General features: G+C 35.3%; 25 protein-coding genes. 3 read left to right on the plus strand and 22 right to left on the minus strand.

The window, feature by feature from the left end; genetic code table 11:
* The 22 genes from WFK35_RS03510 to WFK35_RS03615 all read right to left on the minus strand — a co-directional run.
* Positions 1–772: electron transfer flavoprotein subunit alpha/FixB family protein (locus WFK35_RS03510; RefSeq protein WP_336731365.1), on the minus strand; the 772-nt coding region annotated here is incomplete at its 3' end.
* 82 nt (positions 773–854) lie between these two features.
* Entirely contained in the window at positions 855–1,601 is a 747-nt protein-coding gene (locus WFK35_RS03515) for an electron transfer flavoprotein subunit beta/FixA family protein (protein ID WP_116099204.1), read from the minus strand.
* A gap of 184 nt (positions 1,602–1,785) precedes the next feature.
* Positions 1,786–2,493, minus strand: coding sequence for an SDR family oxidoreductase (locus WFK35_RS03520; protein WP_336731366.1), 708 nt, complete (start codon positions 2,491–2,493; stop codon positions 1,786–1,788).
* A 141-nt stretch (positions 2,494–2,634) separates the two neighbouring features.
* Entirely contained in the window at positions 2,635–3,552 is a 918-nt protein-coding gene (locus WFK35_RS03525; RefSeq protein WP_336731368.1) for a T9SS-dependent choice-of-anchor J family protein, read from the minus strand.
* 158 nt (positions 3,553–3,710) lie between these two features.
* A complete protein-coding gene (locus WFK35_RS03530; RefSeq protein ID WP_214589874.1) occupies positions 3,711–4,715 on the minus strand; it encodes a T9SS type A sorting domain-containing protein in 1,005 nt (334 codons plus the stop codon).
* Positions 4,716–4,807: 92 nt separating this feature from the next.
* On the minus strand, positions 4,808–6,187 hold the full coding sequence (locus WFK35_RS03535) for a dipeptidase (protein ID WP_336731369.1): 1,380 nt from the start codon (positions 6,185–6,187) through the stop codon (positions 4,808–4,810).
* Positions 6,188–6,490: 303 nt separating this feature from the next.
* Positions 6,491–6,763, minus strand: a complete 273-nt coding sequence (locus WFK35_RS03540) for a hypothetical protein (RefSeq protein ID WP_336731371.1) — start codon at positions 6,761–6,763, stop codon at positions 6,491–6,493.
* Positions 6,764–6,880: 117 nt separating this feature from the next.
* Positions 6,881–8,029 (minus strand): THUMP-like domain-containing protein, encoded by a 1,149-nt coding sequence (locus WFK35_RS03545; RefSeq protein WP_336731372.1) that lies wholly within the window; start codon positions 8,027–8,029, stop codon positions 6,881–6,883.
* Positions 8,030–8,031: 2 nt separating this feature from the next.
* A complete protein-coding gene (locus tag WFK35_RS03550; protein WP_336731374.1) occupies positions 8,032–8,481 on the minus strand; it encodes a hypothetical protein in 450 nt (149 codons plus the stop codon).
* 11 nt (positions 8,482–8,492) lie between these two features.
* Positions 8,493–9,644: a methylmalonyl-CoA mutase family protein gene (locus WFK35_RS03555; RefSeq protein ID WP_336731375.1), complete on the minus strand. Its 1,152-nt coding sequence runs from the start codon at positions 9,642–9,644 to the stop codon at positions 8,493–8,495.
* Positions 9,645–9,814: 170 nt separating this feature from the next.
* Positions 9,815–10,168, minus strand: a complete 354-nt coding sequence (locus tag WFK35_RS03560) for an FtsB family cell division protein (protein ID WP_235130648.1) — start codon at positions 10,166–10,168, stop codon at positions 9,815–9,817.
* Between the two features lies 1 nt (position 10,169).
* The gene (gene udk / locus WFK35_RS03565) at positions 10,170–10,784 is read right to left on the minus strand and encodes a uridine kinase (protein WP_235130646.1); all 615 of its coding nucleotides are present in this window, start codon (positions 10,782–10,784) and stop codon (positions 10,170–10,172) included.
* A 200-nt stretch (positions 10,785–10,984) separates the two neighbouring features.
* Positions 10,985–11,290 carry an ATP-dependent Clp protease adaptor ClpS gene (locus WFK35_RS03570; RefSeq protein ID WP_214589881.1) on the minus strand — a complete coding sequence of 102 codons (306 nt, stop codon included), beginning with the start codon at positions 11,288–11,290 and terminating at the stop codon, positions 10,985–10,987.
* An 11-nt stretch (positions 11,291–11,301) separates the two neighbouring features.
* The gene (locus tag WFK35_RS03575) at positions 11,302–12,660 is read right to left on the minus strand and encodes a hemolysin family protein (RefSeq protein WP_336731376.1); all 1,359 of its coding nucleotides are present in this window, start codon (positions 12,658–12,660) and stop codon (positions 11,302–11,304) included.
* A 102-nt stretch (positions 12,661–12,762) separates the two neighbouring features.
* The gene (gene atpG / locus WFK35_RS03580) at positions 12,763–13,626 is read right to left on the minus strand and encodes an ATP synthase F1 subunit gamma (protein ID WP_214589883.1); all 864 of its coding nucleotides are present in this window, start codon (positions 13,624–13,626) and stop codon (positions 12,763–12,765) included.
* A gap of 85 nt (positions 13,627–13,711) precedes the next feature.
* On the minus strand, positions 13,712–15,289 hold the full coding sequence (atpA, locus tag WFK35_RS03585) for a F0F1 ATP synthase subunit alpha (protein ID WP_214589884.1): 1,578 nt from the start codon (positions 15,287–15,289) through the stop codon (positions 13,712–13,714).
* A 35-nt stretch (positions 15,290–15,324) separates the two neighbouring features.
* Positions 15,325–15,867: a hypothetical protein gene (locus WFK35_RS03590; RefSeq protein WP_235130641.1), complete on the minus strand. Its 543-nt coding sequence runs from the start codon at positions 15,865–15,867 to the stop codon at positions 15,325–15,327.
* Positions 15,868–15,880: 13 nt separating this feature from the next.
* Complete coding sequence (gene atpH, locus WFK35_RS03595; protein WP_336731378.1) at positions 15,881–16,420, minus strand: ATP synthase F1 subunit delta; 540 nt, start codon at positions 16,418–16,420, stop codon at positions 15,881–15,883.
* Positions 16,421–16,422: 2 nt separating this feature from the next.
* Complete coding sequence (locus WFK35_RS03600; protein WP_108409973.1) at positions 16,423–16,920, minus strand: F0F1 ATP synthase subunit B; 498 nt, start codon at positions 16,918–16,920, stop codon at positions 16,423–16,425.
* Positions 16,921–17,006: 86 nt separating this feature from the next.
* The gene (gene atpE / locus WFK35_RS03605; RefSeq protein ID WP_002979108.1) at positions 17,007–17,201 is read right to left on the minus strand and encodes an ATP synthase F0 subunit C; all 195 of its coding nucleotides are present in this window, start codon (positions 17,199–17,201) and stop codon (positions 17,007–17,009) included.
* A gap of 52 nt (positions 17,202–17,253) precedes the next feature.
* The gene (atpB, locus tag WFK35_RS03610) at positions 17,254–18,357 is read right to left on the minus strand and encodes a F0F1 ATP synthase subunit A (RefSeq protein WP_336731380.1); all 1,104 of its coding nucleotides are present in this window, start codon (positions 18,355–18,357) and stop codon (positions 17,254–17,256) included.
* Between the two features lie 59 nt (positions 18,358–18,416).
* Positions 18,417–18,788, minus strand: coding sequence for a hypothetical protein (locus WFK35_RS03615; RefSeq protein WP_336731381.1), 372 nt, complete (start codon positions 18,786–18,788; stop codon positions 18,417–18,419).
* A gap of 391 nt (positions 18,789–19,179) precedes the next feature.
* Here WFK35_RS03615 and WFK35_RS03620 point away from each other — a divergent pair, with 391 nt between their 5' ends.
* The 3 genes from WFK35_RS03620 (at position 19,180) to WFK35_RS03630 (ending at position 23,172) form a co-directional block, all read left to right on the plus strand.
* Positions 19,180–20,172 (plus strand): helix-turn-helix transcriptional regulator, encoded by a 993-nt coding sequence (locus WFK35_RS03620; protein ID WP_336731382.1) that lies wholly within the window; start codon positions 19,180–19,182, stop codon positions 20,170–20,172.
* 152 nt (positions 20,173–20,324) lie between these two features.
* Entirely contained in the window at positions 20,325–22,541 is a 2,217-nt protein-coding gene (locus tag WFK35_RS03625; protein ID WP_336731383.1) for a hypothetical protein, read from the plus strand.
* A 52-nt stretch (positions 22,542–22,593) separates the two neighbouring features.
* Positions 22,594–23,172, plus strand: a complete 579-nt coding sequence (locus WFK35_RS03630) for a hypothetical protein (protein ID WP_336731384.1) — start codon at positions 22,594–22,596, stop codon at positions 23,170–23,172.
* Positions 23,173–23,217: the final 45 nt, after the last annotated feature.

Raw genomic sequence — 23,217 nt, forward strand, 5'->3', positions numbered from 1 at the left:
TTGCAATATAAAGATTCGGAGAAATTGCCTTACCTGTCTGTCCTACGTGTTCTGTGTGAGGTCTCCATCCAATATCTGAAACCGGTTTTGAACACGCTGTTGCTGCGCCCAAAACATTTGCCAGATCTTCTACCATTCCCCAGTTTTCAGGACCTTTTAACCCTCTTCCAGCAGAAACTACGATTTCTGCTTCTTTAAGGTCTAATTTTCCTGAACTCTGCTCATGAGAAATTACTTTTGTATCTTCATTAGCAACGGATAGATTTTTCACTTCTTCTGATCCGGAAACTGCATTTTCCTTCACTCCGAAAGCATTTTGAGAAACGGTTACAATTACCCCGCTTCCTTCTGCTTTTGCATGCATAAATCCTTTTCCTGAGAAAGCTCTTCTTTTCACCTGAAACGGAGAAAGACTTTCAGGAGCTTCCAATACATTTGTAATTAAAGAATGTCCGTTCATTACTGCCAACATCGGAGCAATGGAAGAAGCATCTGTTGTGTGAGGGAAAACGATGATGTTTCCGTTTGCTACTTCACTTACCGCCTGAGCATAAGCTTTAGCTGAGAAACTTTTAAGACCTTCGTCTTTGATGTTGATTACGTTTGATGCTCCATATTTATACAATAGATCTGAAGAATCTGTAGGGTTTACAGAGATTGCCGTTACGGTATCTCCGGCCTGATCTGCAACAGCTTTAGCATAAGAAACTGCTTCAAAAGCTGCTTTTTTGTAAACTCCGTTTATATTTTCTGCGTATACGAATACTGCCATTTTTTGAATTTTAAAAAATTAAAGGTTTAGGTTTAGGCTAAGATTTAGAATTTAAATCTAAAACTCAGTCTTAGCCTCAATATTAGATAACTTTTGCTTCTTCGTGAAGTAATCTTACCAATTCATCCAAATTATCCGGAGAAACCAGTTTTACAGCTGCTCTTGGCGGAACGCTGTCATAAGAAACTCCCTGAACTTTCACCTCAGAAGAAGTAGGTTCAACTACCTGCAAAGGTTTTGTTCTTGCAGACATAATTCCTCTCATGTTAGGGATGATAAGATCTTTTTCGTCTACCAATCCTTTCTGACCCGCGATTACAGCCGGTAATTTTACAGAAATAGTTTCTTTACCGCCTTCAATTTCTCTTACCGCAGTAGCTTCACTTCCGTTTACATCAAGTCCTACAGAAGCGTTTACGAAAGGCTGGTTCAATAACTGAGCTACCATTCCCGGAACAGAACCTCCGTTATAGTCTATTGATTCTTTACCGCAAAGGATTAAATCGTATCCTCCGTTTTGTGCAACTGCTGCAATTTCTTTAGCTGTAGAGAAACTGTCTTTAGGATCAAGATTTACTCTCACTGCATCATTTGCTCCGATTGCCAAAGCTTTTCTTACAACAGGTTCGGTAGAAACATCTCCTACGTTGATTACGGTTACTGTTGCTCCCTGAGATTCCTGTAATTTTATTGCTTTTGTTAACGCAAATTCGTCAAGAGGATTAATTACCCACTGAATTCCGTTTTTGTCGAATGCAGATTTATCCGCTGTAAAGTTAATTTTGGAAGTAGTATCCGGAACACTACTTATACAAACTAATATTTTCATATGTTGTTCTTATTGTTTTAATGGTCAGATGAAACTTTTAGGTTTCATGTGTACTATTTTTTAGCCCTTAATTAATTTAATGTTTGTTTAAATTTTAACTCAATTATCTGTTGCTAATATAAATAAAAAATATATTATGCATGCATAGTACTTATTATTTTACTATTCAATGCATTAAAGTCCATTATTTAGCGGGTTTTGTTGCCCGAAATTCAATCTTACTCGGTAAAACTCTCGAGTTCATTTTTAAAATATCCAAAACCAGATTCCCCATATCTTCAGGCTGAATCTTCCATGCGTCTTTTTCCGAAGGAGTATTTCCGTTGAAATGGGTGGCTACAGAACCTGGCATAATTACGGTAGATTTGATGTTGTACTTTCGTAAATCGATCATTGCTGCCTGCGTAAACCCTACCACACCAAATTTTGAGGCGTTATAACCTGTTCCGTTTTCAAAGAAATTTGCTCCTGCAAGACTTGAAACTGTGATATAATATCCTTCTGTCTTTTTCAATTCTTCTACAGAAGCTTTTAATGTGTAGAAAACACCTGTTAAATTCGTTTCAATCATATCATTCCACTCTTCAGCAGATAGTTTATCAACAGGCTTAAAAATTCCTAAACCCGCATTTGCAATCACAAAATCCAGTCTTCCGAACTTTTCTTTTATCTGTCTTACTGCATCTTCTTCATTGGTAAGATTTTTAACATCAGATACAATTCCCAGAACATTTTCAGAAATCAGCTTTAATTCCTGTTCAGCTTTTTCTACATCTTCTTTTTTTCTTCCCGAAAATGCAACTGAAACTCCGTTTTCAAGTAAAATTTTGGCAATTCCGAAACCAATTCCCTTTGTTCCACCTGTGATGTATGCTACTTTATCTTTGATCATATTATTGCGAATTTAAGTTCTTAAAAATAGCAAAAATGCTTTAAATAAAGTAATTTTTATTGCCTAACATTTGTCAGTTTACTGGTTCAAATAAAAAAGCGCTCCGAGTAGAAGCGCTTTGAAAATAATATTAAACTTAATTTATTTTTTGATGAATTTCTGGGAAATTTTATTTCCTTTAGATTCAATACTGATAATATATGAACCAGCATTCAGATGTTTTACATTTATTTTATCTCCCTCCAGTTTTACATCTACTTTTTTACCGGCAATATCAAATACTTCGATGTTACTGAATTTGTCTGCAGATTTAACAGAAATGTAATCTGTTGTGGGATTTGGATAAACAGAAACTCCTTTATCACTCAAAGAAACATCATTGGTTGATAATGTAGGTCTGTCTATGGAAAAAGTATCAATACCAATAAGATCCGAATTATTTCCACTTGGACCTCCATCGGTTACATAGTATCTGAAAGCAAATCTTACGGGAACCGGTGTTGTTCCTACTCCGGTAACCGTAAAGCTATATTTTGTCCATATTTTGGGATAAACAAAGTTTCCTGCCAAAGTTGGATTAACAGATACTCCTAAGTTTGTAAAGGAACCCACATCAGCAGCTCCGGTAGTCGGAAGAACGGCTCCGGCCGCTAATGCATATCTTAGTTCCAGACGATCAGGATAATCGGTAGTTCCGTCTGTTCCTTTTCTGGAATAAAAGCTTACAATGTCGCCGTTTTTAACGTCTATTGCATTCGTGAATAACCAGTTGCTGATTGTTCCCGCACCAGATGTACTTGTATAATTTACTAAAGCAAAAGAATTGCTGCCTCCTGCCTGTCCCACAGGAACAGTAGTTGTGTTGCCGCTTCCAAACAGGGGATTGGTTAAAGGAGTGGTATAAGTGGCTTTTGTCCAAACCGAGGTAGTTACAGGACTACTTTGATTAGAGGTTGTCCAGGTTGTAAAAGCGGTATCAAAACCATAGCTGTAAACGTTTGTCTGCGCGTACATCGAGACCAGGCTCAGAAACGAGCCGAGTAGTAAAATTTTTCTCATATCATTAAAATTTAGTTTTATAAATATATTAATAATATTTTGAAAACAAAACAATTATATTTAAAAAATGATACTGATACCACAATTATAAGTAAAATTTTAACAATAAAGGCTACATTATTTACAATGCAGCCTTATTATTAAAAATATTTTCAATATTATTCTTTGATCAGTTTTTTGGTGACAAAACCTGCCTCTGTTTTAATTCCTAATAAATAATTTCCATTTGCTAAGCCGGAAACATTCACTTTATTACCGCTTAAAGGAAGATCGATTCTTTTTCCGGAAAGATCATAAACATACACCGAAAGTATTTTATTTTTACCTTCAATAGTTACAATATCTTTTGCAGGGTTAGGATAAATATCAATAATTTCTTTTGTATTCGAAACTTCTTCTTTAGTAGCGAGGATTGTATTGTTAGAATAAGAAAGATTAAAGTCATCGATCGCCCAATTATAGGCAACTGAATTTCCTGATGCATTAATATTATAGGTGCGGTACTGCCCAACATCTAATCCAGGAATTAGTGTATATCCTGCAGGTGGAGAAGAGAAAGTGTAGCTTTCCTGCGGAGTATACCAGTTCATAACTCCTGTCGTCATATTATATGCCATTCCTACAGTAACCCAAGTGTTCGCAGGATAGGTTGCTCCTAAAGTTTTGATACCAAAGAATCCTCTTGTTCCAGCATTGGATAATGTTCCTCCGGCTGTAATAGATTTGGTGGCAACATTATAAATGAGACTTATGATAACTGAAGGAGTTGTTCCGTCATCAAAAAGCGTTATATACACAGATCCGGTACCGTTTGCAGATCCGGTATAAAAACTACATGTCGCTTTTATAATATCGTTACCTGTGGTAGCATTTACTCCTACTAATTTAATAGCATAGTGATTATTTGGATCGCTTGTAGCTGCATAACCCGGTCCTGCAGTAACTTTTAAAGAATTTGCATGAGCCGCATCAATAGTAGCGATCTGGTAATCTGAAGCAGCACCATTTAATAAATAATATCCTCCTTGTCCTGTAGAAGCTCCTGTAAAGTTTGTTCCGACATTTCCGGCAGTTAAACTGTTAAAATTCTGGCTGTCAATAACCTGTCCGTAAATACTGCCTACAGAAAGTATTCCGGAAATAAAAAGTAGAATTTTTTTCATTATATTTCAATTAATTTATTAGCTGCACTAAATATAAAAAAAATTCCTTAAGAAAAAAAATCCTAAGGAACTCATTTATTGATTGTTAAAAATTACTTCGCATAATTCTCAAAAAATAACGGAATACTTTCTATTCCTTTATAAAAGTTAAACAGCCCGTAATGTTCGTTTGGAGAGTGGATCGCATCTGAATCTAATCCAAAGCCCATTAAAACAGATTTAGCTCCTAAAACCTGCTCGAACATAGCAGTAATCGGAATACTTCCTCCTCCTCTGTAAGGAAGAACTTCTTTTCCGAAGGCTGATTCCATTGCCTGTTTTGCTGCCATAAATTCTTTTGTATCGGTTGGTAAAACATAAGGCATTCCTCCATGATGTGGAGTAACTTTTACTTTTACATTTTCCGGAGCAATTTTTTCAAAGTATTTCGTGAATTTTTCTGTTATTTCTTCCGGAGTCTGATACGGAACCAGACGCATTGAAATTTTAGCAAAAGCCTTTGACGGAATTACAGTTTTTGCTCCTTCTCCTGTATAACCTCCCCAAATTCCGTTGCAGTCTAAGGTTGGGCGAATCGAGGTTCTTTCGAGTGTAGTATATCCTTTTTCTCCTTCCACTCCGTTTAAGCCGATAGATTTTTTGAATTCTTCAGGGTTATCTTTCAGCTTATTCATATCTGCACGGTCTGAATCTGAAACGGTTTCTACATTATCATAGAATCCGTCGATTGTTATGTGACCGTCTTCGTCAATTAGTTTAGCAATCATTCTTGACAGGACGTGGATCGGGTTTGGAACGGCACCGCCATAAAGTCCTGAATGCAGGTCTCTGTTTGGACCTTCCACTTCTACTTCCACGTAGCTTAATCCTCTTAAACCTGTAGTAACAGTAGGTTGTTCGTTGCTGTAAATATGGGTATCTGAAATTAAAATACAATCACAAGAGAGTTTTTCTTTATTTTCATTTACCCAGTCTCCTAAGCTTACGGAGCCTACTTCTTCTTCTCCTTCGAGAATAAATTTAACATTGCAAGGAAGCGCATTGGTCTTCATCATGGCTTCAAAAGCTTTCAGATGCATGAAAAACTGTCCTTTGTCGTCTGCTGAACCTCTTGCAAAGATTGCTCCTTCCGGATGAAGTTCTGTTTTCTCAATATAAGGTTCGAATGGCGGTTTTGTCCACAATTCTAACGGATCTGCAGGCTGAACATCATAATGTCCGTATACTAAAACCGTCGGTAAATCTGTATTTAAAATTTTTTCTCCGTACACAATAGGATAGCCTTTGGTCTGGCAAATTTTCACATTATCTGCTCCTGCATTTTTAAGGTGTTCCGCTACTACATCTGCACATTTCAAAACATCGTTTTTATAAGCCGGATCGGCAGAAATGGAAGGTATTCTCAGTAATTCAAATAATTCATCTACGAAACGCTGTTTGTTTTCGTTGATGTAATTTAATGTCTCTTGCATTGTAAAATATTATTTTGCTAAAAGTAAAAAATTTGCTTCTCAGGAACAAACAAAAACGTATAATTTTCCTCAGGTCTGAAGTGTGCTGTCGGAAAATCTTAATCTGAATGGTATTTTATCCCTGAAATTGACTCACAGACTTCAGTTTAGCCGTGATTGCAGCATTTGTCTGAGCTCATTTTCTGGTTTTCGGCGCGGCTTCGCCGCGGCGAAAACCAGAAAATAGCGAGTGCGGAAAGCGCGAAACAGCTTCAAAAAAAATATCCCACATTGCTGCGGGACATTTTTATATTGTACTTTTAATTAGTGTTCAGCTTTCGGAGCTTCTTTAGCTTCGGCAGGTTTTGCAGTTGCTGTACTGTCTGTTTTTGGCGCTTCGGCTTCGTGCTTTTCTGCAGTTGCCTCTTCTGTATGCATTGTGGCAGCTTCTTGACCATGACCTTCACCTTGAGGATCATCTGAATATCTTTCTGCTCCTTCTTCAAGTTTCAAGGTATTTTTGTTCCCTCCGGCCTGAATTTTCTTACAGCTTACAGCAACAGTAGCAAGAGCTAAACATATAACTAATTTTTTCATATGTAAAATTTATTTTTTTAAGATCAGCAGAATCATTTTGCATAGATTAACAAAGACGATTCTTATTAATTTTTAATTGTCCAAAATTAAGGATTCCTATTTTTTTCGGCAACATTTTTATACTGATTTTAGTATAATTTTTCCTTTTTTGGATTGTGTAAAAATAAGATAGTTTTCTCCGCCATCCTTCAGGTTATATTTCTTCTTAATTTCTTCCGGTTTTAGAGGATAATTTTTGGAAATGATATTGAACTGACTTTTCTTCACAATCTGCTTAGCATCAATAACTTCCATCTCTAAAATCCTTCCGGGAAAATCAGTTATCTTTTGATTTAACGTGTAAAGATGTGTATTCGGATGTAGTTTTTTTAATCTGAATTTTTCTGAGATTACATTAAAAACTCCGGCTTTTAAAACCGAATTATTGGGAATGTAGATGTATTTTTCAGGTTCACCAAACTCTGCAACAGTAGTTTCTTCATCTCCAAATGTGAATGTAAACATTGATTCTTCACTTTCAAGGTTTACAGAATGACAGATGATCTTGTCTGAATTTTGGTTTGACAAAAATACTACGACTTCTTTAACATCATTTTTTAGAGCGATAATATCGATTCTGAAAAGATTGGGTAAAACAGAAGCCAGATATTTCAGATCAATTAACGGCGAAAGTTTTATTATTACCTTGTTGGAAACAGAAAGTAATTTTTCCTGGATATCAATAATATCAGGCGACAGATCTTCGAGTAAAAAGACTTTATTTTTATTGTGGTCTCTTCGCGCGGGATCAAGATAGATTACATCGTAAGTTTCTTTATTTTCATTTAAAAAATCTTCGAGGTTCTGGTTGGTAAACTTTGCTTTTCTTCCTAAAATGTTCCAATTGTGTTCAACAATTGCCAAAAGCTCAGCATTTTGTTCCACCAAAGTTATTTCTTCGAAACTTTCTGATAAATAATAGGCATCAATTCCAAAGCCGCTGGTTAAATCGATGAACTTTTTACCTTTTAAGATTCGAGATTTATACAATGCTGTTTTTTCGGAGGAAGACTGCTCTAAATTCAGTTGCGGCGGAAAAATAATTCCTTCTTTCAGCAGAAACGGAAATTTCTTCTGTGCAACCTGCTTTCCTTTGATCTGCTGGACAATTTCCTGTATGGTAATTTCCGGAAACGGGGATTTTTTTAATAACAAAGAATGCAAATCTGCGTTTAGATTTGCATTGATAAATTGCTGAATTTCTTCTTTTAAAAGCTGTTTATTCACCTTTATTTTGAAATTTTCTTGAGATGAACGATCTGGTTCTTGTCCGCTTCCTCAAAAGTTGCCGTATCCTTTCCGGACATATCAAGATAGAGATCCATTTCTTTATCGTTTGTAAAACGGACAATTCCGTTCAATGTACCTTTTTCCACTTCCTCATTACCTTCAAAATAGCCCGTTTTTATAAGGATTTTTGCAGGATCTGTAGTTTCATCCAACTGATACTTAATATAAGAAAACTTTCCTTTAAACGGTCCTTTTTGAATGAGTGTCTTTTTACCTACCATATTTAAATCTTTCACATGAAGACTAAAATATCCGTCTTTGGAAAAGGAAACCGAGTTTTTTATACCTTTGGAATCGACTCCCTGCCAATTTCCCACAATTCTGTTTTGCGTCTGTGAAAAGACGAAAGTAGAGATCAGAATCCCCATCAATAAATACAAGTTTTTCATAGTTTAGTTTTTTATTCAAACATTTCCGCCCAGCGAACGGATTTAATTTCTTTTTCGTTATAAAGTTCCTCAACAGACTTTTTGAGATCTAATTTTGGGTATAAATTAACGCCGATCAGCTTTATTTTACCTTCTTCCACCCACTTCTGTTCTTCAACTGCATGATCGTAGATATTTTTCTGAATAGTTCCCTGTTTTAAAAGTTTCAGATAACCTCCGTTCTCCTCTATTTCCACAAAAAACGCCCATGATTTTTCTGCGATCTGCTGTGTAATATCTTCTACATAATAACTTCCGTTAGAGGCATCTTCAAAAACATTGATGATGCTTTCATACGCAAGAACAATCTGCTGTTTGAAGGAGATTTCTTCTGAGTTCTCGGTGCTTTTTTCTACCAGATAATTATTGCTGAAAACGGCATCTGCTCCGCCGATCATGGCTGCTGCAAGTTCTAAAGTAGAACGGATCAGGTTGTTTTCGTTATCGGAAACCGCTTTATTTCTCAGGGAAGTTTCTGCAAAAATGTATGGAATTTCATCCAGATCGTATTCTTTTGACAATTGATTGAAAACTATTTTAAATGCTCTTAGTTTAGCCATTTCAAAGAAGTAATTTCCACCGACTGCTATTCTGAAGATCAGTTTATTTAAAATCTCAGAACCATAGATTTCTACAAGTTCTTTTGTTTTTGCCAAAGCAATTCCCAATTGCTGAACAATAGAGGCTCCAGCGTTCTGATGAAGGGAAATATCTACACAAATATGTCTTCTGAACTGTTTTGCGAGTAATTCTTTGACCAACTGGTCATTAATTACAGCTTGTTTTTCATCAAAAACATCAATTAGTGAAAAGTATTGGTCTTCTTCTTTCGGACTGATGTGACCTGCGAGTTCCGCATTATTTACGAAAATGGTTTTCTGTTCGAGGTTTTCTACATTTTGGTCTAAAATAAATGCAAAAACATCTTCTTCTAAACTTTCATGATATTTTGCTACCAAATGCGTGCTTTCTTCAATTTTCGGCAGATTTACCAATGGTTTCTGCACAGAATCGTAGAAAGGTTTCACAACAATTCCTTCCAGATTTTCTTTAGTAAGGATTGGGTAAATATCGTCTGTTTTAAGCTGTTTTTTTACTAAATTTTCCCAGGCTGTATTTGACATAGTTTTTGTTTGAATTTGTGAATGATCAACAGTCAATCCGCTTTTATTCATCAATTTTTATTTGATTATAATCCTAACGCAAAGGTTTTTCTATGATGATAAATGACGAAAAATCATTTTTTTAAATCCATTTGCGAAGCAGAATTCACTATTGAGAATTCATTAAAGAATTATTTCTTCGTGTTTGCGCTGTCCACGACCAAGATGAAAATTTCTTCATTTGGTTTTTTCATGAAATAGTTTTCTCTTGCGTATTTTTCTTTTTCAGACTTATTGTTCATCAGCTTTTTATAAAACGCATCGTTCTTTTCGTATTCGGTTTTATAATATTGAAGCTGTTCTTCATATTTGCTGATTTCGCCGTTCAGTTCATTAATTACCAGAAAAGAAGTTTTATCAAAGAAAATCATCCAGACCAGAAACAGACAGATTGTAATGGTATATTTATTCAAAAAATATTTCTGAATAAGTTTGAATGTTTCAGACTTGGGCTGAATGTCTTTAATAAGCTTATTTTCTTTCATTTTAATGTTTTCTCAACGAGTTTTTAATAACGGTGGTTAAAAAATCAATCGCAACGGAATTCTGTCTCATATTCGGGATGATCAGATCTGCTTCATTTTTGGAAGGCTCAATAAATTCCTGATGCATCGGTTTCAAAGTTGTCTGATAACGGTGTAATACTTCGTTAAGATCTCTTCCTCTTTCCTGTGTATCTCTCCTGATCCTCCTGATCAGCCTTTCGTCTGAATCTGCATGCACAAAAACTTTAAGATCGAATTCCTTCAGTAATTCCTTGTTGGTAAGAACCAGAATTCCTTCTACTACCAATACGTTTTTAGGTTCTACGGTAACGTGATCTCCTGTTCTTCCATGCGTTACAAAGCTGTAAACCGGCTGCTCTATTGATTCGTTATTTTTTAAAGCTTTTACATGTTGTATCAGAAGGTCAAAATCGATGGATTTGGGATGATCATAATTCAAGGCTTCTCTTTCCGCCAATGTAAGATTATGATTATCATGATAATAGTTATCCTGAGAAAGGATGTTCATTCCTTCGATGTCAAGCTGCTGAATGATCTTATCAACAACCGTAGTTTTGCCGGAGCCTGTACCTCCTGCAATTCCTATTACAAGCATTGTTTTTGTTTCTTTATAGTTTTTACAAATATACTATTTTACTTGAATGCAAATAAATATTAAAAGCTGAAATTGTTCAGAAAAAATACTGTACAAAAACACAGGATCATAAATTCCACTTTTAGCTTATGGCTTCTAATGAATTGATAATTGATTGCTCTCATAAAAAAAGCTCCGACGATGGTCGGAGCTGATCAATTTTATACGATTTCGCTGGTTAATTCTCTTGAAAGCAGTTTTTCGTGCATCGGTTTCAAAATATCCAGTGAACCTGTTTTTACGGTACATTTACCCTTAAAATGAACAAGAATTGTACATTGTTCCGCCTGTTCTAAGGTATGTTTGCAGATCTCTATCAAGCAGTCAATTACATAATCAAATGTATGGACATCATCATTATGCAGGACTAACTTGTATACTTCATCCGTTTCGTCCAGAACAAGAACATCTTCTTCATACTGACGTTTTGGATTTTCGTAATCTTTTATATGGTTATAAAAAATCATTTTTTTATTGTTTAAACTTCTCCTATTTTTTCTGCAAGATCACTGATGCTGTTCGGTTCTTCATAGACCAGTTCTACCAGTTCAACGCTCTTATTATTCATCTTAAGAATTTTAAAATGATAATCTTCCAGATCAAACTCCTGATTTTCCTCCGGAATATCCGCTAAAGCATGAAGAATAAAACCGGCTAATGTATTGTACTCGCTTTCTTCGGAAAGCGGTAATTTTTTAGGGATAAATTCATTGATTTCGTCCAATGGCTGTGTTGCCTGAACCCAATATGTATTTTCTCCGATCTTGTCTACAATTTTTTCTTCATCGTCTTCCTCATCCTGAATTTCTCCTACAAGCTCCTCCAAAATATCTTCGAGAGTAATGATCCCTTCAGTTCCTCCGAATTCATCAATAACGATTGCCAAATGCTGCTTTTTCTGCTGGAAAATTTTCAGTAAGTCTGAAATCTTTTTACTTCCTACAACGAAAAATGCTTCACGCATCAGTTCTTTAAGATCTTCATGATTCAGTTCACCTTTTCTTTTTACAAATTCTCTGATGATTTCCTTGGTATACAAAACACCGATCACATTATCAATAGAATTTTCATAAACTGGAATACGGGAATATCCGCTTTCCATGATTTTATTGATGATTTCATTGATATCTTCTTCAAAATCTATGGAAGTAATGTTCTGACGGGGAACCATGATCTGTTTTGCCGAATGATCTGTAAAATCAAATGCATTTTTAATGATCTCATAATTTTCTTCTTCAATTTCTCCGCTGTCAGCAGATTGTTTTACCAAAAGCTGAAGTTCTTCTGTAGAGTGAATTTCATGTTCTGAAGCCGGATGAATCTTTACCAGTCTCAAAAAGGTATTCGACATCAGGTTCATTAACCAAATAAAAGGCTTGAAAACCGTATAAAAAACTCTTAACGGAATTGCAGTTGCCATTGTAGTAGATTCCGATTTTCTGATCGCAATTGACTTCGGAATAAGCTCACCGAAAACAATGTGCATAATCGTAATCAGTACAAAACTTGTGATCACCGAAATGGAAGTGATGGTTGCCTGACTAAGATCAATACTAAGCGAATGGAAAATATTTTCTACAATATGGTGCAATGCGCTTTCTCCAACCCAACCTAAAGCCAGAGAAGCCAGCGTGATACCGAGCTGTGTAGCCGAAAGATATTCATCAAGATGTTTGATGATATGCTCTGCCTGCTTTGCCATAGAGTTTCCTTCTGCGGCTTTTATCTGAATCTGTGAATAACGAACTTTAACAATTGAAAATTCTGCGGCTACGAAAAAGCCATTAAGTAAAACAAGTAATAAGGCCAGCAAAAGCCTGACTATGTCCGAATCCATTTAGAAATTATATAAATTTAGTACTACAAATATATACAAAATAAAAATAACAAAAAAAGCATCGTGATGTACGATGCTTTAATATTGTGTTAAAATAATTCTTTACGAATTTTTCAAAGCTTCTGCTCCGGAAACGATCTCTAAGATCTCGTTTGTAATAGCAGCCTGTCTTGCTTTGTTGTAGAAAATTACCAAATCATTTTTCAGAGCCTGCGCGTTATCTGTCGCTTTATGCATCGCTGTCATTCTCGCTCCGTGTTCAGAAGCTACTGAATCAAGGATGGCTTTGAAAACCTGAGTTTTGATTGATTTAGGAATCAGATTATCTAATATTTCTGTTCTGTTTGGCTCAAAAATATAATCTGTTTCTACCTGAGGTTCTGTATTCTCAGGCATTGAAATTGGAAGAAGCTGTTCTGTAGTTACTTCCTGAGTGGCAGCATTAACGAATTTATTATAAATTAAATATACTTCATCAAATTTACCTTCTGTAAAGTTTTTCATTACAGCTTCAGTAACATGAGCTACAGTATCAAAGTTCAGATTATCGTAAACAGCACTTTCGTTTGCGTATACCTTACGGGTTCTTCTTACAGCATCAAAAGCTTTCTTACCGATAGACAAAACTTCCACCTCATATTGAGATTTGTTCTGAAACTGTGCATTAAGCTCCTTAACAATAGATGAGTTAAAAGCTCCGGCAAGACCTCTGTTTGAAGTAATTGCAATAAAAAGCACTCTTTTTACTTCTCTCTTCTGAGCATAAACAGAAATCTGATCAGGATCTGAACTGGAATTTACATTCTGGATAAGTTCCTGTAATTTCTCAGAATAAGGTCTTAACATTACGATTGCATCCTGTGCTTTTTTAAGCTTCGCAGCGGAAACCATTTTCATAGCACGGGTAATCTGCATCGTGGATGAGATAGACGTAATTCTGCCTCGTATTTCTTTTAAGTTTGCCATATTGGGTTAGTTGTTGGTTGTCGGTTGTTGGTTGCTAGTTTTAGAAAATTCTGTCAACTATCAGCCAACAACCATCAACTAATTTTTAGTTATATTTAGAAGCTAAGTCATTTGCAGCCTGCTTAAGAACGCTGGTAATTGAATCATCAATTTTCCCTGCCTTAATTGCAGCCATTGTATCAGGATGCTTAGATCTTAAGAACTCGATGTATTCTATCTGGAATTCTTTTACTTTTCTGATAGGAACGTTTCTCAATAAGTTCTCTGTTCCTGCATAGATCATTGCAACCTGGCTGTCTACCGGAAGTGGAGAGTTTACCGGCTGCTTAAGGATTTCCACGTTTCTTTCCCCTTTAGAGATTACCGCTAATGTAGCAGCATCAAGGTCTGAACCGAACTTAGCAAACGCTTCTAATTCTTTATACTGAGCCTGGTCTAATTTAAGCGTACCAGAAACTTTTTTCATTGATTTGATCTGAGCGTTACCTCCTACTCTGGATACAGAGATACCAACGTTGATCGCAGGACGAACCCCTGAGTTGAATAGATCAGACTCCAAGAAGATCTGTCCGTCTGTAATAGAGATTACGTTTGTAGGAATATACGCAGAAACGTCACCCGCCTGAGTTTCAATGATTGGAAGTGCTGTTAATGAACCACCACCTTTTACGATTGGTCTTAAAGACTCAGGTAAATCGTTCATCTGTCTTGCGATATTGTCATCTGCAATTACTTTCGCAGCCCTTTCCAATAATCTTGAGTGAAGGTAGAAAACGTCTCCAGGATATGCTTCACGACCCGGTGGTCTTCTTAAAAGTAGAGAAAGCTCACGGTAAGCAACCGCTTGTTTAGATAAATCATCATAAACGATCAAAGCTGGTCTTCCGGTGTCTCTGAAGAACTCACCGATTGCAGCTCCTGCCATTGCAGAATATACCTGCATAGGAACCGGATCTGATGCATTAGCCGCAACGATTACTGTGTATGCTAAAGCTCCTTTATCCGAAAGTGTTTTAACGATTTGTGCTACAGTAGACGCTTTCTGTCCGATAGCAACATATATACAATATACAGGGTTACCTGCATCAAAGAATTCTTTTTGGTTGATGATCGTATCGATCGCAACAGTAGTTTTACCTGTCTGTCTGTCACCAATGATAAGCTCTCTCTGTCCTCTTCCTACAGGGATCATAGAGTCGATTGCAACGATACCTGACTGTAAAGGTTCAGTTACCGGCTGTCTGTAAATAACTCCGGGAGCTTTTCTTTCCAATGGCATTTCGTATAAATCCCCAGTAATAGGACCTTTACCATCGATAGGGTTACCTAGAGTATCTACTACTCTTCCTAACATTCCTTCTCCTACTTTAATAGAAGAGATTCTGTTTGTTCTTCTTACTGTATCTCCTTCTTTTACTAATTTACTTTCACCAAGTAGCGCAACACCTACGTTGTCTTCTTCAAGGTTTAGTACAATACCTTCTACATCACTAGAAAATTTCACCAACTCTCCGTATTGTACGTTTTCTAACCCGTATACACGAGCAATACCATCACCGATGGTTAAAACTGTACCTACTTCCTCAACATTTGATTGAGTATCGAAGTTGGCCAATTGCTGTTTTAAGATCGCAGATACTTCTGCCGGATTTATTTCTGCCATTGTATGGTTGTTTTTTCTTTTTTTAAAAATAATTTTTATCTTCCTACACTGATATTAAAACCGTTTCTTGGTCTTGAATCCTGAATGATAACTGTATTTGCTCCATTTTGAACATTTCCCATCTCATCTCTTTTTTTTGTATACTCAAATCCTACTTTTTTAGAAAGAATTTCTAATCTGTTAAGATCCAAAGTACCGTCGTCTTTTACAACTTTGCCTCCATAAATCATTTTGATAAAGTTGTCTGTAATATTACAGCCCATCAAACATCCTGTAAGGTGAGTTTCAAAATATACAGTGTTTAAATCTGCTGACATCACTTCAAAGTACCCCACAGAACCATCACGATTATACTTGTAATCTACTTCTTTAGGATCTTTATAATTATTATATTTTAAGTAAAATATATCATTTCCATTTAAAGAAGATACATTGTATGAGTAACGAGAAACTGGATCTTCAGTAACCTTTACGTACTCTTTTCCATCGACTGATGCAATATCTTTTTTAAGCTTAACCTTTTGTCCAAAAGTTAGAGATGCAATTATCAATGCTAAACCAAATAAAACTTTTTTCATCTGTGTTGTTATATTAATTTAAGCTAAAATCTTTTTTAACCTGATTAAGTTTAGACTTCACAGAAGCATCTATTTGCTGGTCTCCAACTCTTAAAATGTAACCTCCTAAAATTTCAGGCCTTATATTCAGCTGCAAATCAAAATTTGCATTGGTATTAACAAGGTTGGAATTTCTTAAAATCTCATCAAGGTTTTCTTTAGAAAGCTGAGTTGCCGTTGTTATCGTTACTCTCTGCACTCCACTGATATCTTCAACTTTGTTGATGAATTCCTGAGCGATATTCTTTAATTGGCTTTCACGACCGTGCTTGATTACCAATGTAATCAAATTTTTGGAAGAAACGGATAAACCTTTGAAAATTTCGTTTGCTACTTCTACTTTCTTTTTAGAATCGATGTAAGGCGTCATGAAAAATTTATTTAAGTCTGCAGACTCTTTCATGATTTTTACTACATCTTTCATTTCAGAAAATACAGTAGCCGTTTGACCTGATTCGTTGGTGAAGTCAAGTAAACCTTGTGCGTATCTTTTAGCTACTTTAGATGTAAGCATTATTAGTTAAGGTTTGATTTGTTTAAATAATTTTGAACTAATTCGTTTTGAGCTTCGCTGTTATCTAACTTCTGCTTCAAAATAGACTCCGCGATGTTTACTGATAAAGTACCGATCTGAGTTTTGATATCTGCCATTGCAGCATTTTTCTCAGCATTGATGGTTTGTTTAGCAGCTTCAATCATTTTATCTCCTTCTACTTTAGCAACATCTTTAGCCTCACCTACGATTTTATCTCTGATTTCTCTTGCTTCTTTAAGGATAGCATCTCTTTCGATTTTAGCTTCACGAATAATTCTTTCGTTATCCTCTTTTAAAGTTTCCATCTCTTTTCTTGCCAAAGTAGCCTGATTAAGAGCGTCAACAATAGAAGTCTCTCTATCATTAATAGATTTTAAAATAGGTTTCCAAGCAAATTTGCCTAACAAGAATAACAATGCCAGAAAAATAACAGACTGGATAATAAATAATCCTGATGAAAACTGATGAATTAATTCCATTATATAAATGTATAAATAATTATTACTTTTTTTCTTAAATAACCACTACCTGTAACCAACCGTTACGGATAGTGGTTTAATTTTAATTAGTTTACCGCGAATAGAGCAGCAAACGCAACACCTTCTACAAGTGCAGCTGCGATAAGCATAGCTGTTTGGATTTTTCCAGATTGCTCAGGTTGTCTAGCGATAGCTTCAAGAGCAGCAGCTCCGATTTTACCAAGACCGATACCTACACCTAGTACTACGATACCAGCACCTACAATTTTAGGGATTTCCATAATATATAATTTTAAAAAATTTGTTTCTGATAAATTAATTTAAACTTTCAAATTAGTGAGCAGCGTGGTGTTCATGCTCATGCTCCTGCACTGCCATTCCGATGAATAAAGCAGATAACATTGTAAAAATATAAGCCTGTAAGAATGCAACTAATACTTCTAACAAATAAATTACTAATGTTAAGAAAGGGAATGCAACTCCTGCCACTACATTTTTAAATACATAGATCAATCCGATCAAACTCATTACGACAATATGTCCTGCAGTCATGTTTGCAAAAAGTCGGATCATCAATGCAAAAGGCTTAGTAATTGTTCCTAATAATTCGATTGGCAACATAATCAATTTCATTGGAACAGGAACTCCAGGCATCCAGAAAATATGCTTCCAATAATCTTTGTTTGCCGAAAAAGTCGTAATCAGGTAAGTAAGAATAGCCAGAAAGAAAGTCATCGTAATATTCCCTGTAACATTAATTCCGAATGGCATCAATCCTAATACGTTCAAAAATAAGATAAAGAAAAATACTGTTAAAAGATAACCAATAAATCTTTTATATTTATGCCCGATATTCGGAATAGCAATTTCGTCTCTCACGAAAATTACCAAAGGCTCCAAAAATCTTGCTGTACCTGTAGGAACAGCAGACTTTTTATAAGACTTAGCCATTCCGGCAAACAATAAGAACATGAAAACCGCTGTCAATAAAATAATCAAAACACTCTTCGTAATTGATAAATCTAAAACCTTTTCCGAAGTAACATGACCTTCTTCATCTTCTTTTAAATTTCCAGCCGCATCAGTCTTGTAAATTTTTTCATGATGTAATTTATAGAAAGCTCCGTCAACCTCTGTAGTTTCACCGTGCATGAATCCCTCTTTACTGTTGCTCATGAAAGCGTGAAAACCGTTATCATAAAAAATAACCGGAAGAGGAAAACCAATATGATGACCTTCTTTATCCACCATCAATGTAAAATCGTGAGCATCCAATAAGTGATGATCGATATACTCTTTGTTTTCTTTACTTACTTTATCTTTTTCAGATAGCTCTGTAGTAGCAGAACCTGCTTCAGCATCAGCACCACTATGCTGTGCAGACACTAAGTTTAATACAAAAATACTGTAGAATAAAACTGCGAATTTCTTAAACATTGATAGGTTTTTTTCGTTGTGCAAAAATATAATAATTTTTCTAGTTTCAATAAATATTTTTACTGTTTTTTGTCATAATTAATAAGCTTAATTGCATAGTAGGTAAGCAGTGTTGTTAGGACAAAATATGGTAATATAAAGTGAAATTTATAGCCGGGAATAGATTCAAAGTTTAGTTTTTTTCTAATTAAATACATTAATCCAAACTTTAAAAGAATCAATCCAATAACTGACAAACCTAAAAACTCAGGAGCTATTCTATTAATTAAGACAATAAGTGTTATCATCATCATAAACATAACACTCAGAAAAAGATAAAACTTTACAATAATGATTTCATCAAGATGGAAAACAAATTTCCATAATGAAAAATGAATTAAAAATGTTAAAAAAAACAGTATTGTAACCAGAATATTTGGATTGCCCTTCATTTTTTAATTTAGTTTTAACCTAGCATATATAAGTATATAAGGTAATTTTTAATTAACACAAAAATAGACTTTTTCTATCGCATTTTGCTACAATTTGATTTTTATCATTTCGAAATACTTTCAATTCAAGTAAAAATCCTATTTATAGAATAAAAAAATCATCCATATAATTTTAATATTAATTCATAAAAAGCAACTTATTTGTATATTTGCAATCAATTTTATAAAAACACTTTGCTTTAATCTCATTTGTAATAAGAACTTGTTTTTCATGCATCAAATGAGTTTTACATATATATAATTTTTTGCTACTTCAATTAAAGAAATTATCTAATGTTCGTTATGTTTTAGCAGAGTACTTTTTTACAACACAAATAATTAAACACTTCTGATGATAAAAAAAACATTTAATCGATTGTATTACGCTGTTTCCTATTGGAGAATTGATGATTCTTTAGATTCGGATAAAGAGAAAGATTCTGCTATTCTTTTTAATATCTACATTTTTTTATTATCTGTATTTTTCCTAATTCAGTCTGCCTTTAATATCTTTTTTATCGGGATTTATTCTAATGCCCTATTATTATTCTGTATATCCCTGTTTTACTGCTTCTGTTTTCTCTTCCTGAGAGATATTCTCATGAATAGATACTGTATAATTCTGTCTTTTATCGCATTAACATTCCTGGTTACGTTTTATTCCTGTTATTACGGTATTAAAAGTGGTACATTTTTGTATTATTTTCCTCTATTGCTGGCAGTTTATTTATTTTTTTCTTCGGAAAATGATCGCTTATTAATTATTTTTCTCACTGCATTGATCTTATCAAATATTTATATTTCTGCATTTTCTAATTTTGAAATTTTTGATCATAATGAAAAGTATGAAAGCTTTGGCAATTATCTGTTAATCGTAAACATCTCATCTGTACTTATCTTAATGTTTGTCAATTCGTATTACTTTATCCAGAAGCGGGAAAAATATTATATTACACTTTATCGAAATCTTTACAGAAAACAACAAATTGAAAACCTCAGCAACGAACTAAAACGGTTAAAAGAAAATTTAAATAAAGAAGCATTTTCTGAGGAAACATTAAAAGAACTTATTGAATCCGTACAGTTAAGCGATATGATCTTTATCGAAAAATTCAATACAGCATTTCCTGATTTTTTTGAAAAACTAAATGCAATCAGTTCGAATTCTCTTAACATTTCAGATAGGAAAATGTGTGCAATGCTTAAGTTGGGATTTACAAGTAAGCAAATTGCCATCTATACAAATTCCTCTATAAAATCTGTGGAAGGCAAAATCTACAGATTGAGAAAGAAACTCAATTTATCATCAGATGTAGATTCCAGAGTCTGGTTTTCTGCCATATGATTAAAATTACAGCGTATTCTGACACCTTACTTTGCCACACGAGGACTTCTGAGGTCTTGTTAATTAAATAGTTGCGATTATTTTTCATCTATTTGTATCGGTACACTTTAATCTAAAAAAACAGATAGAAGTATAACTTTAAATACATATAGATGAATATTAGATTTCTTTTTATTTTAACTTGCATTTGCAGTATATTCTGGAATGCAAAAGCTCAAAATTGCAATGCATTATATATAATAAATGCTCAGAACGGAAATGTCTATGATATTTCTTCATTGAATGGAAATTTGCCCGCCGCTACAACCAATATGTCTTCTTCGGCAAGAAGCAATTTGGCTATGGGACCAAATCCCTCCAATACATCACAAACGGTTTTTACCTCTTCTAATATATCTGCCAACTCTCCGGTGTATGTAAGCAATTCCTCTATAGGAACAAATTTACCGTTAGGCGTGGGAGGATTAACTGCAAATCCTATATCCGGTTCTTCTACAGCAGGATATGTTTATGGCATATCAGATAATAAAAGTCTTATTAAAGCAAGTCCTGCGCCTGCAGCCAATCTCGGAACGATTACCGGCGACACCATCTGGTCTGGCGGTACTGTTGCAAGCGACTCTTTTTTCGATTCAAACGGAAGAATGTATACTGTAGTTACACAAGGTTCGGCAAAATATATTTACAGAATAGATTTGTCTACTTTACAGGCTACACAGGTTATTCAGTTGAGTGGCAGTCTGCCGTCGACTTTTCAGGGATTGGCGTTTTATAACGGGAATATTTATGCTGTTGAGGGGTTCTCCACAACAATACTATTGGCAAGTTCTTTTGGAGCAAGAATTTATGAAATAAATCCTAATACGGGTGTAAGCACAGTAAAAACATCATATACGCTAAATACTCTTTTAGGTCCTTTTTCCAATGCAGATGATTTAGATCTTGCTTCATGTCAGTCATTTACGCCCTCTGCCGCTCCTACCTGTAATGAATTGTTCGGTATCAATTCAAACCAGGGAATAACTTATAAGATCAATTTTGATTCTGCCGGTAACATTACAGGAACAACATCGGTAGCAGACGGTACGCCAGCCACTCATGGTAATATGTCTTATGGTCCTATTGCCGGAAATTTATCTCAAAATCAATTTGTCTCCTCGCCTAATGGCGCTTCAGGAAGAATCTGGGTTGGAGTAGCGACATCAGCTAATACTACTTATCAACAACAAAGTACAATAACCTGGGGTTCACCTTTAGGAATTGGTACCGATCCCTCTACAGGATTAGTGTATGGAATTAACAACAAAGCTTTAACAAGATGGTCAGGAAGCGGAGCTGCCACAACATTAGGAAACGTAACAGGTGATGCCAATTGGACAAATGGAAGATCCCTGAATGATATTGCCGTAGATAACGGAGGAAACCTGTATTTAATTATTAGCGTAACCGACACTAATAACTGGCTGTACAGAATAAATCCTTCAACGCTTACAGCAACTCCGGTAACGCAGATGAGCGGAACCGTGCCGGATCTCACCACTTCTAACGGTAATGGTTTAGCGTACCTTGGAAATTATTTTTACTACAGCAGAATAAACGGAAACGGAACCGATCTTTGGAAATTGGACGCAATGACAGGTATTTCTTCTTTTGTGGGAAATATTGCAGGTACCAGTACAAACCGAAGAGATTTTGGCGATTTAGGATCCTGTGCTACTGTTACGAACGTGCCCGGAAACTTTACATTTGACTGCAGTGCTCCCGGCGGAGGTATAGTAGGAGCACAACTGTTTGCAAACGGAAGCACCCAAAATTCTGTATTACGAATTCCTATTTCAGGAGCAGTAAACGGATTGGCAGAATTTACTTTAAGCGGTAACGGAATTACAACATCCCCTTCTCCGTATGTAGCATTCATTTCACAGGGAGCCAGTTATGTTGACATTCCTTTTACCTATGACGGAAGCGGCAGCGCGGGAAATCTTACAATTTCAATAACATCTCCGCGTGCGACAGGATCATGCTCTATAACTATTGTAATAAAAGATTCTGTTTGCTATGAAGATCCAGCTTTAGTAGCCAACCAGACTTATCCGGTAAAACATGGAATAACTTCGCTTGGAAGAGCGGGTGCTAATAACGGAAACTGGCCTATGCTTAGAAATTCTGCTTATACTGTACTGGAAAGTAAAACAAAAGGTTTTGTGATTACCCGAAACAGCAATCCGGAAGGAACAATTGCAATTCCCGTAGTAGGAATGATGGTCTTTGATACAGACGAAAATGCAGGAAAAGGCTGCCTTAAAATCTATACTGGATCTGCTACAGGAGAAGGTTGGAAGTGCTTCACCACACAAACCTGTCCATAAAATATCATCATTGAAATACTTAAAAAATTTTAACGATTAATTCAAACATAAAATGAAAATAATTATATTGGTAACTCTTACCTCAGTTTTGAATATAATGAATGCTCAGGTAAGAATCGGAGAAAAATCCATAACAGTTAATCCGGATATTACAAATACGTCTGTATTATTGGAATTCGGAGATACTCATGATAAAGGCATCATACTCCCCTATGTAGAAACTGTACCTACAGGAACAAATAATTCGAAAGGCGGAACATTTATTTTTGACGCATCTTCCAATACAGAATATAAAGTAAAGGTAAAAAATGAAAATACCGGATGGACCGATTTAAGTGTACAATCCGGTTACAGCACAACAGTTGAAGCCACTGTAAAAGTACCACAAGCTTCACCTTTAACGGATCATCCGAATGCAAAAACTGTTATTGGTAATTCCGCTACGACAACTGATGGTATTTTGGTTTTAGATTCCAATGACAAAGCAATGGTATTGCCAATCGTTACAGACTTTATGGCAATCAAGAATCCATCTCCGGGAATGCTGGCTTTTATAAAACATCCTACTGATTCTTCTAAACACAGGCTTATTTTATTTAATGGTCAGAAATGGACATTTTGGAAACCTTAGAGTAAGTGTCATTCTAATTCTAAACCCCAACAGGCTTCCAAAAGA

The sequence above is a fragment of the Chryseobacterium sp. VD8 genome, assembly GCF_037149975.1.
Lineage (GTDB): Bacteria > Bacteroidota > Bacteroidia > Flavobacteriales > Weeksellaceae > Chryseobacterium > Chryseobacterium indicum.